10 protein-coding genes are annotated in these 12722 nt (G+C 71.5%); 8 read left to right on the plus strand and 2 right to left on the minus strand.

Going from position 1 to position 12722, the window contains the following annotated elements; all coding sequences use genetic code 11:
- Positions 1–41: 41 nt before the first annotated feature.
- Together AW271_RS10285 and AW271_RS10290 are read right to left on the minus strand one after the other, a co-directional pair.
- The gene (locus tag AW271_RS10285; protein WP_062335353.1) at positions 42–2006 is read right to left on the minus strand and encodes an LCP family protein; all 1965 of its coding nucleotides are present in this window, start codon (positions 2004–2006) and stop codon (positions 42–44) included.
- 176 nt (positions 2007–2182) lie between these two features.
- Positions 2183–3580: a hypothetical protein gene (locus AW271_RS10290; protein WP_245653019.1), complete on the minus strand. Its 1398-nt coding sequence runs from the start codon at positions 3578–3580 to the stop codon at positions 2183–2185.
- Between AW271_RS10290 and AW271_RS10295 the strand changes: the two genes are divergently transcribed.
- The 8 genes from AW271_RS10295 (at position 3569) to AW271_RS10330 (ending at position 12692) form a co-directional block, all read left to right on the plus strand.
- Positions 3569–5482 carry a hypothetical protein gene (locus AW271_RS10295; RefSeq protein ID WP_245653020.1) on the plus strand — a complete coding sequence of 638 codons (1914 nt, stop codon included), beginning with the start codon at positions 3569–3571 and terminating at the stop codon, positions 5480–5482. The two genes, AW271_RS10290 and AW271_RS10295, sit on opposite strands and share 12 nt — an antisense overlap.
- 48 nt (positions 5483–5530) lie before the next feature.
- Positions 5531–6451 (plus strand): glycosyltransferase family 2 protein, encoded by a 921-nt coding sequence (locus AW271_RS10300; RefSeq protein ID WP_062335355.1) that lies wholly within the window; start codon positions 5531–5533, stop codon positions 6449–6451.
- Positions 6451–7509: a glycosyltransferase family 4 protein gene (locus tag AW271_RS10305; protein ID WP_062335356.1), complete on the plus strand. Its 1059-nt coding sequence runs from the start codon at positions 6451–6453 to the stop codon at positions 7507–7509. The genes AW271_RS10300 and AW271_RS10305 overlap by 1 nt, the downstream gene beginning before the upstream one ends.
- Positions 7510–7543: 34 nt before the next feature.
- Entirely contained in the window at positions 7544–8395 is an 852-nt protein-coding gene (locus tag AW271_RS10310; RefSeq protein ID WP_245653021.1) for a class I SAM-dependent methyltransferase, read from the plus strand.
- 86 nt (positions 8396–8481) lie between these two features.
- Complete coding sequence (locus AW271_RS10315) at positions 8482–9408, plus strand: lysylphosphatidylglycerol synthase transmembrane domain-containing protein (RefSeq protein ID WP_062335357.1); 927 nt, start codon at positions 8482–8484, stop codon at positions 9406–9408.
- Between the two features lie 133 nt (positions 9409–9541).
- The gene (locus AW271_RS10320) at positions 9542–10657 is read left to right on the plus strand and encodes a glycosyltransferase family 4 protein (protein ID WP_245653022.1); all 1116 of its coding nucleotides are present in this window, start codon (positions 9542–9544) and stop codon (positions 10655–10657) included.
- Between the two features lie 15 nt (positions 10658–10672).
- Entirely contained in the window at positions 10673–11776 is a 1104-nt protein-coding gene (gene manB, locus AW271_RS10325; RefSeq protein WP_083976456.1) for a mannose-1-phosphate guanylyltransferase, read from the plus strand.
- Positions 11769–12692: a DNA-3-methyladenine glycosylase family protein gene (locus tag AW271_RS10330; RefSeq protein WP_062335360.1), complete on the plus strand. Its 924-nt coding sequence runs from the start codon at positions 11769–11771 to the stop codon at positions 12690–12692. The genes manB and AW271_RS10330 overlap by 8 nt, the downstream gene beginning before the upstream one ends.
- Positions 12693–12722 lie beyond the last annotated feature (30 nt).

The raw sequence follows: 12722 nt of genomic DNA on the forward strand, positions 1-12722 counted from the left end.
TCCGCCCTCCAGTGACCGAAAAGCCGGTCGAAAACCGGGGATCAGGTCGCGCAGATGTCGGTGTTCGAGTCGACCGTCGACTCGTCCTCGGCCGCCGACAGCGGGACCTTGACGCCCTCGAAGTCCTTGCCGACGACGAGCTGGATGATCGGGCCGACGGCCTTCTTCGGCTTGCCCGGCGGCGGGGTGGTCGGGGTGAACGGCTTGACGTTGGCCACCGGCAGCAGCGTCGTCGACGGGTCGACCGCCTTCAGCAGGGAGGCGATGAGCATCTTGGAGCCCTCCCAGCCCTCGCCCTTGTAGGCGACCGAGGTGGTCTCCTGGTCGGAGCCGTCGGCCTTGCGGCCGTCGCCGATCTGGGTGACCCTGAAGCCCTGCGCGGTCAGCGCCTCGGCGACCTCGCTGGCCTTGCCGGTCGTGTTGGTGCCGTTCACGACCTGGACCCGCACCTGCGCGGCCTCGGTCGGCTTGGGCGCCGGCGGCGCCGACGGCTTGGCCTCGCCGCCGCCCTCGCTGGAGCCGCCCTCGGTCGAGCCGCCCTCGGCGGGCGGGGCCGCCGACGGGGGCGGGGTCGGCGCGGCCGTGGAGACCTCGCTGTCGGTGCGGATCGCCGCGAACAGGTTGTCGGCCTGCGGCTGCTTCCACTGGACGCGGTTGGAGTCGCCCGCGTACGCCTCCCACGGGACCGTGATGGCCTTGAAGCCCCGGGCGGTCAGCTTCTGGGCGCTCTTGGCGATGTCGACCAGCGTCTCGGTGTTGAGCTGGTCGTCCATCTCGACCGAGCCGGTCGCGGCGCTGACGAAGTCGAACAGCTTCGTCGGGTCGGTGACCAGGTCGCCGCTGGTGGCCTTCTTGACGACCTGCGACAGGAAGACCTGCTGGCGTTTGATGCGCTCGATGTCGCTGCCGTTGCCGATCTTGCGGATGCGGACGTAGCCGAGCGCGGCCTCGCCCTTCACGATCTGGCGGCCGGCCGGCAGCACGAGCTTGGAGGCCCGGTCGTTCACGGCCTGGGGCAGGCAGATCTCGATGCCGCCGAGCGCGTTCACGATGTTCTTGAAGCCGGTGAAGTCGACCTTGATGAAGTGGTCGATGCGGATGTTGGTCAGCGACTCGATCGTGCGGATCGTGCAGACGATTCCGCCGAGGTTGAACGCCGAGTTGATCATCCCGAGCTGGGCCGGCATCGGCTGCTTGGTCTGCACGTTGTCGCACGACGGGATCTGCACCATCGAGTCGCGCGGGAAGCTGATCAGACGCGCCTGGTCGCGCTGCGGCGACACGTGCAGCAGCATGATCGTGTCGGTGCGCTCGCTGTGGTCTTCGCGGGCCGCCTTCTGGCCGTACCGGGCGTTGTCGCCCTGCCGGGTGTCGGAGCCGACCAGCAGCACGTTGAGCGCGCCGGTCTGGTTCTCGGGACGGTTCTCGCCCAGGGCGTCGGTGACGTTGGTGGTCTGGATGTTGCCCAGCGTGCGGCGGTAGACCGTGTAGGCGGTCAGGCTGCCGGCCACCAGCAGGGTGGTGAGCACGATGCTCACCCAGCCGAGCGCGCCCAGGCCGGCCTTCGACCGGCCGCCGCCGCCCGCGCCGCCCTTCTTCGGGGCCTTCGGCGGGGGACCGGGCGGTCCGCCCACACCCGCGCCCGCGCCCATGGGCGAGACCGGCACGGTGTAGGCCGTCTGGTACGGGGAGGGGCCCGTCGGGCCGCCGACCGAGACGGGGGCGTCGTCGAAGTCGTCCTCGTCGTCGTTCTTGCGGCGCTTCAGCCAGCGGAACCGGCGCGGCTCGTCGTCGTCATCGTCCCAGCGGTCGCCGACGCCCCAGCGGTGCTCGTCGAAGTCGGGGTCGCCCTCGGTCTCGCGGCGGCGGGAGGACTGCTCGCCGTACATGGGCGGCGGCTCGAACGCCGGCTGCTGCGGGGAGCCGGGGTTGCCGGCCCCATAGGAGTAAGCACCGGTGCCCCAACCGGGTTGGTCGGAGGAGGGGACGTGCCGGTGGTCGCTCATACCGTCTCCTCGACTGAACACGTGTCGAAGGCAGAGGCGTCGTGGATGATTCGCTCGCTCATTGCGCCTTCGAGATTAGGTCACGATGCGGTCGCCCGGCCCAGCGATCTCCGATTTGGGCTGGCGGACAGCATACTCATTTGCGGACATTTCACGGTATGCGGTTGTGCTGAGGTTTACTTGCATTTCACTGACGTCGCAGGTGAGAGGGCCAGCGCGGCGGCCAGGAACGCCAGGGGGGCGGCGGGCAGGACGTACCGGTAGTCGAAGACCGCTGTGGCGGCCGGGACCACCAGGAGCGCCCATGCCACCGCCCACGGAATGAGGACGTCCGAACGCCGCATCGCGATGACGGGAACGAGCAGGACGAGCAGGAGCAGCGGCCCCGGTAGTGCCAGCACACTCTGATAGGTACGGAGCCAGCCCGCCACAGGTTCGATCACTTGCGTGGATATCGGCCCGTTTTCATATTGGCGGGCGAGTTCGACCCCAAGTGTGTCCCGCGTCTGCGGTTCGCCCGGAACCGTGACGGGGAACTCGTAGGCGGCGTACACCTCAGGATTCGGATAGACCGGACGGCCCGGCTCGAACGCCCTGACCAGGTCGCGGGCGACCACTTCGAGGTAGTCGCCGGGCTGCCGGGCGATGGCGAGCAGCGCGAACCGCTGCGCGAGCGCGTCGTTCCCGGCCGTGAAGGTCTCGCCGGGCAGCCGCACCAGCGGAGAGGCGTCGTCCCAGACGTAGTCCTGCGCGGGCGGCCTCGGGTCGCGGTCGTCGCAGAGCACGGCGAGGTCGGCGGGCGGCTTCATGACCTGACATTCGGCGAAGGGCATGACGCGGACGTAAAGGAAGGCCCCGTTCGCGCCCACGAGTCCCCAGCGGTCGTGGGCCGCGTGGAACCACACCCCGTAGGCCACCACGGGCACCAGGGCCCCGGCCGCGAAGACGACCGTCAGCCTGCGGGCGCGCCATCCGTACAGGACCAGGAACACGACGATCAACGGCAACCCGGCGGTGCGCGTGATCGTCGCCGCCGCCAGCAGCACCCCGACGGCCAGCGCCGCCCGCCACGTGACCGGCCGCAGCGCCAGCACGGTCGCGGCGACCACGAGGAACAGGAAGAGCGTGTCGGAGACGAGCAGGTGTTCGAGCTGGATCTGGTACGCGTCCAGCAGCACCACCGCCGCCGCGACCACCCCCAGCGCCTTGCGCCGGATCGCGGCGTAGATCAGCACCGCGGTGGCCAGCCCGAGCAGGTGCTGGACGACCACCACCAGCCCGAAACTGTGGAACGGCTCGAACAGCCGCAGGAAGAAGGAGTACCCGGCGGGCCGGACGAGATCGGGCCGGGGCCTGATCGCCGTCACGACATAGGTGTAGGTGTCGGGAAACCAGAGCGCCGGCTGGTAGCCGACCACGGCCAGCACCCGCAGCAGCACCCCGACCCCGAACACCCCGGAGAACCACGGGTTCTCCCGCACCCAGCCGACAGCCCTGCCCGCCCGCGACGGCGCGGCGGGCACGTCCTGGCGCTCCGCGCTCAGTGACGTGCCAGGTAGGTGGTGGTCGTTCATCTGGCTCCAGGTCAGGGCCGGTCGGAGGGGCGCGTCGCCCGGCCACGGTACACCGCTAGGCTCTGGCCCATTCGCGCGCTGAGGATCGACCTGTCACCAGGACGGCTGCTGGCCGTCGGGTCGGTGCTGCCCGCGCTGGCCCTGTCGGGGTGGTCGCTGGCGGGGCTGCTGCTGGTGTTCCTCGGCTGGTTCGGGATCTGGCAGCTGGTCGTGCTCGGGATTCCGGCGGCGGCGTTGTTCGTCTGGGCGGGGTGGCCGAAGGACACGGTCGAGTCGACGTGGTGGCAGGCCGGGTCGGTGTTCCTGGTCGCCGCCGCGTCGGGGGTGTTCAACACCGTCTACGCCTCGCAGCAGTACATCGTCCGCCGCGACCCGGCCACCTATCAGCAGTACGCCATCTGGCTCCGGGACCACGGCGGGCTGCCCATCCCGACCGACCTCGCCGCGTTCGGCGGCCCCGACGAGGCGCTGCGGTTCGCGAGCATGGGGTTCTACGCCCACGACGGCGCGGTCGTGCCGCAGTTCATGCCGGGCGCGCCCATCCTCTACGCCTCCGGGTTCACCCCGGCGCTGCTCGGCGCGCTGGCCGTGCTGACCGTCGGGGGCGTGACCGCCCGGCTCGTGCACGCGCGGTTCGCCTGGATCGGCGCGCTGGCGTTCGCCGTCGCGATGCCGATCCTCTACACCTCGCGGACCACCTTCAGCGAGATCCCCTCGCTGGTCCTGCTGTTCGGCGGGATCGCCCTGGTGCTGGCCGGGCGGCGCATGTTCACCGCCGGGCTGGTGTTCGGGCTGGCGCTGCTGATCCGGATCGACGGGCTGCGGGACATCCTGCCCGTGCTGGTCTTCGGGATCGTCGCGCAGCGGAGGCTGCTCGCGGGCGTGGTCGCCGGGGGCGCGATCGGGTTCGGCGCGGGGTTCGTGTTGTCGCGGCCCTACTTCGACTACCTGAGCGGGTCGCTGCTGCCGCTGCTGGCGATCTGCGCGGTCGTGCTGGTCGTCGCGCCGTTCGTCAGGAGGGTCCCCCGGTGGTTGCCGAACGTGGCGGCGGCCGGGGTGGTGCTCGCCGTGCTGGCCTTCGCCGTGCGGCCGCTGGTCGAAACGGTCACAAGGCCGGTGACCAACCCCGAAGACGAGCTCACCGCCCAGATGATCGAGGCGGTGCAGAGGGCCAACGGGCTGCCACTCGACCGCACACGTCTGTATTACGAGGATTCGCTCTACTGGGTCATCTGGTACGTCGGCCTCCCGGCCCTCCTGCTCGCCGTCTTCGGCGCGTTCACGCTGATGCGGAAGATGGAGAAGCCGTGGCTGCTGCCGACGGCGATCGTCCTGTGGACGACGGCCACCACGCTCTACCGCCCGGCCATCACCGCCGACCACCCGTTCGCCGCCCGCCGGCTGGTGCCGGTGATCATCCCGGGGCTGATCCTGCTGGCGGTCTGGGGCGCCCGGAAGCTGCCCGTCTGGGCGACCGCCGCGCTGCTGGTCGTGCCGCCGGTCATCACCTCGATCGGCACCGCGTTCACCCCGATCGAACGGGGCGAGCGGGCCGCCGTGCAGAAGATGTGCGACGCGATCCCGAAGGGGTCGACGGTGCTGATCGTCGAGCGGGTCACCGGCGACCGGCTCACCCAGGTGGTGAGGGGCCAGTGCGGCTTCCCGACGGCCCGGGTCGCCTATCCCGATGGCGCCGACGTGCCGAGGGAGGCCGACGTGCGCCGGATCATCGCGAAAACGCATGACCCCGTGCTGCTCGCGGCCGAGCCCGGCCAGCTCACCGCCTACGGCACGCCCCGGCAGGTCATGAGCCTGCGAACCCGCCAGGACGAGCGTTCTCTGGTCAAGGCGCCCGACGGAACGTGGTCGCTCAGCGTCGACGTCTGGCTCGCCGTGCCGTGATGTGCGGTCGGCGTGCGACTGGGCAGAGTACCCTCTTCCGACGTGGACATGCCCCCGGAGAGTGGACCAGTGGTGAGCGACAACCCCTACGTCACGATCGTGCTGCCCTGCTACAACGAGCAGGACCATGTGATCGACGAGGTCGAGCGCATCTGCGCGGCCATGGACTCCTCGGGCTACACCTACGAGCTCCTCGCCGTCGACGACTGCTCGACCGACGCCACGCTGGAGAAGCTCCACGAGGCGGCGCCGCGCTACCCGAGCATGCGCATCCGCGCCTTCCACCGCAACGGCGGCGCGGGCACGGTCCGGCGCATCGGCTCGCAGGAGGCCCGGGGCGAGATCGTCGTGTGGACCGACGCCGACATGACGTACCCGAACGAGCGCATCCCCGAGCTGGTCCAGATCCTTGAAAAGGACGCCACGATCGACCAGGTCGTCGGCGCGCGCACCTCCGAGGAGGGCTCGCACAAGCTGCTGCGGGTGCCGGCCAAGTTCGTGATCAGGAAGGTCGCCGAGCGGCTGGCGGGGCAGAAGATCCCCGACCTGAACTCGGGCCTGCGGGCGTTCCGCAAGTCGGTCGCCAGGCCCTATCTGCGGCTGCTGCCGCCCGGGTTCTCGTGCGTCACCACGATCACGCTGGCGTTCCTGTCGAACCAGCACGACGTCTACTACCTGCCGATCGACTACGCCAAGCGGGCCGGCAAGTCGAAGTTCAGCTTCTTCGGCGACGCCTACCGCTACATCCTGCAGGTGCTGCGGATGATCATGTACTTCAACCCGCTCAAGGTCCTGATGCCGCCGGCCCTGTGGCTGGTCGGCATCGGCCTGGTCAAGGGCGCCTACGACGTCGTCAACTACGGCTTCTACCTGACCAGCAACGCCATCGTGATCTTCCTGTCGGGCATGCTCATCGGCTCGGTCGCGCTGCTGGCCGACCTGATCGTGCGATCCCGCGGCAACGAGTGATGCGCGTCGCGATCGTCGGGCCGACCTTCCCCTACAAGGGCGGCGGCGCCCAGCACACGACCGAGCTCGCCCACCGCCTCGCGCGGGCCGGGCACGACGTCGTGATCGAGTCGTGGAAGGCGCAGTATCCGTCGTTCCTCTATCCGGGCGTGCAGACCATCGACACCCCCGAGGGCGAGCCCTACCCGGACACCCGGCGGCTGCTCGACTGGCGCCGCCCCGACGGCTGGGTGGCCTGCGGCCGCCGCCTGCGCGACGCCGACCTGGTGATCCTCACCGTGCTCAGCCCGGTCCAGGTGCCGCCCTACCTCGGCGTCCTGTACGGACTGCGCCGTCGGGCCCGGGTGATCGCGCTCTGCCACAACGTGCTGCCGCACGAGACCAAGCCCTACGACCGGCCGCTGATGAAGGCGCTGCTCGCCCGGGTCGACGGCGTGCTGGCCCACTCGGAGCCGCAGGCGGCGCTGGCGCGCGAGCTGGGGCAGCCGTTCGTGAAGGTGGCGCCCCTGCCGCCGCACCTGCCCTCGGCCGGGGCGACCGGGGCGGGCGGGCTGAACCGGCGTTTGTTGTTCTTCGGCATCGTCCGGCCGTACAAGGGCCTCGACCTGCTGCTCCGCGCGCTGGCCCAGGTGCCCGACGTGGCCCTGACCGTGGCCGGGGAGTTCTGGGGCGGTACGGAGGCCACCACGGCGCTGATCGGGGAGCTCGGCCTGGCCGACCGGGTCGAGCTGCGTCCCGGCTACGTGCCCGCCGACGACGTGCCGAAGTTGTTCGCCGGGGCCGACGCGCTCGTGTTGCCCTACCGGTCGGCGACCGCCTCCCAGAACGTGTGGCTCGGGCACGAACACGGTGTCCCGGTCATCGCCACCCGGGTCGGCGCGCTGGCCGACAATGTGACCGACGACGTCGACGGCCTGCTGGTCGAACCCGGCTCCGCCGACGCCCTCGCCGACACCCTGCGCCGGTTCTACGAACCGGGCACCCCCGAGCGTCTCCGGGCGGGCGTCAAGGCGGTCGACCCCGAGCCGTACTGGTCCGCCTATCTGGCCGCGCTCTGAGCGGCCGGCAGGTTCAGCAAGAGGAAGGACGCCCGTGGGCACCGAACGCGCCGCGCAACTGGAGTACTCCGAGTTCCAGTCGGCGATGCTCGACGAGGCCAAGCGCCGCCGCAAGGCCGCCAAGATCATCGCGGTGCTGGCCCACTTCCTGGGCCGCGGCGACCGCCCCCTGGAGGGCCTGACCGTCGCCGACATCGGCTGCTCGGCCGGGTTCATCGCCGACGAACTCGCCCTGGCCGGGGCCCGGCACACCTTCGGCATCGACATTGACGTCCCGGGCCTGCGCAAGGCCTCCGGACGCTTCGGCGAGCGGGTGGCGTTCGTCTGCGGCGACGGGACCCGGCTCCCGTTCCCCGACGGCTCGGTCGACGTCCTGGTCTTCAACCACATCTACGAGCACGTCGTCGACCCCGACGCGGTGATCGCCGACATGCACCGGGTGCTGGCCGACGACGGCGTGCTCTACCTGGGTCTCGGCAACCGCCTCGGGATCATGGAACCCCACTACAAGCTGCCGTTCCTGTCCTACCTGCCGCCCCGCGCCGCCGACCGGTACGTCCGGGCGTTCGGCCGGGCCGACAACTACTACGAGCGTTTCCGCACGCGGGCCGGCCTGCGCCGCATGCTGGCCGACTTCCACGTGTGGGACTACACGTTCCCAGTCCTGGCGACACCCGAGGCGTTCGCCGGGGGAGAGCTGTTCGCGGGCGCGGCCGGGAAGGCTGCCAAGGCGACCCTGGAGAAGGCGCCCCGGACGGCGCTGCGGGCGCTGCTGCCGATCGTGCCCACCTACATCTGGGTGGCGACCAAGAGCGCGCGCCGCCCGGCGGGCATGACGTTGCCCCAGCCGCCGGAGTCGGTGCAGACCCGAGCTTCGGCGTCGTGAAAAAGGCGGATAAATCCGGCGTGACAGAGAACGGCCCCACCGCTCACGAGCCTGGCCGACACGCAGAGCTCGGCCAGACCTCCGAAGTGGCGCCGCCGCGTAAGCGGGTGCTCAGAAGGGTCGTCCGGTTCGGGTTTCTCGCCGTGGCCCTCGGGTTCGGGGTGTGGGCGGTCGTCTCGCAGTGGGAGGCGATCAGCGCCGGGCTGGCGCGGTTGTCGTGGCCGCTCCTCGGGGTGTCGCTGGTCGCGGTCGTCGGGGCGTTGCTGGCCGGGATGCTCATGTGGCGGGCGCTGCTGGCCGATCTCGGGTCGCCGCTGCGGCTGACCGACGCGGCGAAGATCTTCTTCATCGGGCAGCTCGGCAAGTACATCCCCGGCTCGGTCTGGCCGGTGCTGGCCCAGATGGAGATGGGCAAGGACCACGGCATCCCGCGGGCGCGGAGCGCGGCGGCCTTCTTCCTGACGTACCCGATCTATCTCGCGACCGGGCTGCTGGTCGCCGTGGCCACGTTGCCCGCCTTCGCGGGGGACTCGGTCTCCGGGTACGCCTGGTTGCTGCTCCTGCTGCCGGTTCTCGCCGTGGGGTTGCATCCGAAGGTCGTCAACGGGCTGCTGAACCTGGGGTTCCGGCTGCTCCGGCGGCCGCCGATGGAGCGGCCGCTGACCGCCAGAGGGGTGCTGACCTCCACCGGGTGGGCCTTCGCCGGGTGGGCCGCCTACGGGGCGCAGCTCGCGGTGATCGTCCACGGGCTGGGGGCGACCGGGCCGAGGGCCGTGGTGCTCAGCTTCGGGGCGTTCGCGCTCGCCTGGTGTCTCGGGTTCGTGTTCGTGCTGGCCCCGGCCGGGGCGGGGGTGCGGGAGGTCGCCATGGTGGCGGCGCTGGCCCCGGTGCTCGACCAGGGGTCGGCCATCGCGGCGGCGCTGGTGTCGCGGGTGGTGGTCTCGGTGGGTGATCTGGTCTGTGCGGCCGTCGCGGGTTGGCGGGCCGGCAAAACGGAAAAAACCGTGGAATAGCTACGGAATGCGGTCCTGGAACGCGCGAATCGTGTGATTTCGCCCAGGATTGGCGTTCCAGGCGGCCTACAGTGAGGGACGAGGGCGAATTCTTCGCCGCGCGTTGAGGGGAGCGATCTCGTTGAAACCCCGAGTGCTCGTTGACGCCGCGGCCGTTCCGGCCGACCGAGGCGCCCTGATCCGCTACGTCGACGGGTTGCTCGCCGCGCTCGACCGGCAGGGCGCCGACCTCGTCATCGTCTGCCAGCGGGCCGACGCCGAACGGTACGCCCGGCTCGCCCCCGGCGCGGAGATCATGCCCGGCCCCCACGCCATCGCCAACCGGGGCGCCCGCCTCGTCTGGGAGCAGACCGGGGTGCCGCTGCTGGCCCAGAAGGTCGGCGCAGACGTGATCCACGCGCCCTTCTACTCGGTGCCGCTGCGCTCCGAGGTGCCGAGCGTGGTGACCGTCCACGACGTCGCCTGCTTCACCGAGGCCGACCAGTACGAGTCCGACCGCGCCGCCTTCTTCCGCTCGGCCACCAAGACCGCCGTCCGGGCCGCCCGCCGGGTGATCACCCCGTCGAAGGCCACCCGCGACGAGCTCATCCGGGTCGTCGGCGCCGACCCCACCCGCATCGACGTCGCCTACCACGGCGTCGACCCCGACCTGTTCCACCCGCCGGCCGAGGCCGAGATCCGCCGGGTGACCAGCCGCCTGGGCGTGCACGGCCGTCCCTACATCGCGTTCGTCGGCCCGGCCGAACCGCGCAAGAACGCGCCCAACCTGATCAGGGGCTTCGCCAAGGCCGTCGAGGGCCGGGAGAACCCGCCCGCGCTGGTCATCGCCGGGCCCGCCGAGAGCGGCCGGGAGGTCGAGGCGGCCATGCGGTCGCTGCCCGAGGGCGTCACCGTCGTCCGGACCGGCTACCTGCCGTTCGGCGACCTGGCCGGGTTCTACGGCGGCGCGCTGGTCGCCGCCTTCCCGTCGCGGTGCGAGGGGTTCGGCATGCCCGTGCTGGAGGCGATGGCGTGCGGCGCGCCGGTCCTGACGACGCGGCGCACGTCTCTCCCGGAGGTCGGCGGGGACGCGGTGGCGTACACCGAACCCGACTCGGAGAGCATCGGGGCGGCGCTGCGGAGCCTGCTCGATTCACCCGCCAGACGCGTCGAATTGGGCGCCGCGGGGCTCGCGAGAAGCCGCGAATTCACGTGGCAGATGTCCGCGCACGCACATCTGGTTTCCTATCGGCGTGCGACGGAACATTGAGTTAGCCTCGCCCATGTGACGGAGCCTTCTTTGCCCCAGCCCGGTCAGCTTGAGGCGATTCTCCTGGTCGGCGGGCAGGGGACGCGGCTACGCCCGCTGACCCTCTTCACCCCCAAACCCCTGCTGCCCACGGCCGGAGTGCCGTTCCTCGCCCACCAGCTCGCCAAGGCGCGGGCCTGCGGAGTGACCCGGATCGTCTTCGCGACGTCCTACAAGGCCGAGATGTTCGCCGAGGCGTTCGGCGACGGGTCGGCGTTCGGTCTCGAGATCGTCTACATGACCGAGGAGACCCCGCTCGGCACCGGCGGCGCGATCCGCAACGCGGCCGAGGCGCTGACCGTCCCCGGCGACGCGCCGGTGCTGGTGCTCAACGGCGACATCCTGTCGGGCCACGACATCTCCGCCCAGGTCGCCCGGCACGTCGAGGCCGGCGCCGCCGTCACGCTCCACCTCACCGAGGTCGACGACCCGTCGCGGTTCGGCTGCGTGCCGACCGACGAACAGGGCCGCGTGACGGCGTTCCTGGAGAAGACCCCCAATCCCGTGACGAACCGGATCAACGCCGGCTGCTACGTCTTCACACGGTCGGTCATCGACACGATCCCGTTCGGCGAGGTCGTCTCGGTCGAGCGGCAGACCTTCCCCGGCCTCATCGAGTCGGGCCACACCGTCCTGGGCTTCGCCGACTCCTCCTACTGGCTCGACGTGGGCACGCCGGCGGCGTTCGTGCAGGGCTCCGCCGATCTGGTCCGCGGCCTGCTCGCCTCCCCCGCCCTCCCGGGCGCACCGGGTGAGGCGCTGCTGCTCGACGGCGCGACCGTGTCGCCCGAGGCCAAGGTCACCGGCGGTTCGGTGATCGGGGCCAGGGCCGCCGTGGGGGCCGGGGCGACCGTGCGCGGTAGCGTGGTGGCCGACGGCGCGGCCATCGCGCCCGGCGCGACGGTGATCGACTCGGTGATCGGGGCCGGTGCCACCATCTGCGCGGGGGTCGTGGTGCGCGAGGCGGTCGTCGGCGACAGGGCGTCCATCGGGGCGCGCAACGAACTGACGGCGGGAGCCCGGGTCTGGCCCGGCGTCGACCTGCCGGAATGCGCGGTGAGATTCTCCAGCGATGCCTGAACGAAGCTGGCGCCCCGACGGCCCCCTGAACCTGGGGCTGACGGTGGCGCCGCACCGGCACGGCTCGGGCGACCCCGTCTGGCAGACCACGCCCGACGGGGCGCTCTGGCGCGCCTGCCTGACCCCCGAAGGCCCCGGAACACTCCGGATCTCCGTCGTCGCGGGCCAGGTCCACGGCCTGGCGTGGGGGCTGGGGGCCGAATGGCTCCTGGAGACGATGCCCGACCTGCTCGGCGCGGGCGACGACCCGGCCGGGTTCGGCGTGCTGCTCGACGCCATGGGCGACGACCCGGTCGCCGCGTTCCTGAAGAGGCTGCACCTGCGGGCCTCCGGCCTGCGGATCGGCCGGGCCGGACGCGTATTCGAGGCGCTGGTGCCGGCCGTGCTGGAGCAGAAGGTGGTGGGCCGGGAGGCGTTCCGGGCCTGGCGCTGGCTGGTCCGCAAGTACGGCGACCCCGCCCCCGGGCCGGGCCCCGAAGGGCTGCGGGTGCCGCCGTCGGCCGACACCTGGCGGCTCGTGCCGTCGTGGGACTGGCACCGGGCGGGGGCGGAGGCCGTACGGGCCCGCACGATCGTCAACGCGGCCCGCCACGAGGGGAAGCTGGAGACGGCGAGCACCACGTGGGAGGCCGACCGCCTGCTCCGGGCCCTGCCCGGCATCGGCGTCTGGACCTCCGCCGAGATCCGCCAGCGGGCCTGGGGCGACGCCGACGCCCCCAGCGTGGGCGACTTCCACATCCCCGGCCTGGTCGGCTTCGCCTTCACCGGCGAGAAGACCGACGACGAGGGCATGCTGCGGCTGCTCGAACCCTTCGCCGGGCACCGCCACCGGGTGGTCCGGCTGATCGAACTCAGCGGGCGCCGCCCGCCGGGCCGGGGCCCGCGCATGGCTCCCCGCGACTACCGCGAATTCTGATCACCGTAGTGTGCAGGTATGACGGCAGCA

The sequence above is a fragment of the Herbidospora sakaeratensis genome (assembly GCF_001570525.1).
Taxonomy (GTDB): Bacteria; Actinomycetota; Actinomycetes; order Streptosporangiales; family Streptosporangiaceae; genus Herbidospora; species Herbidospora sakaeratensis.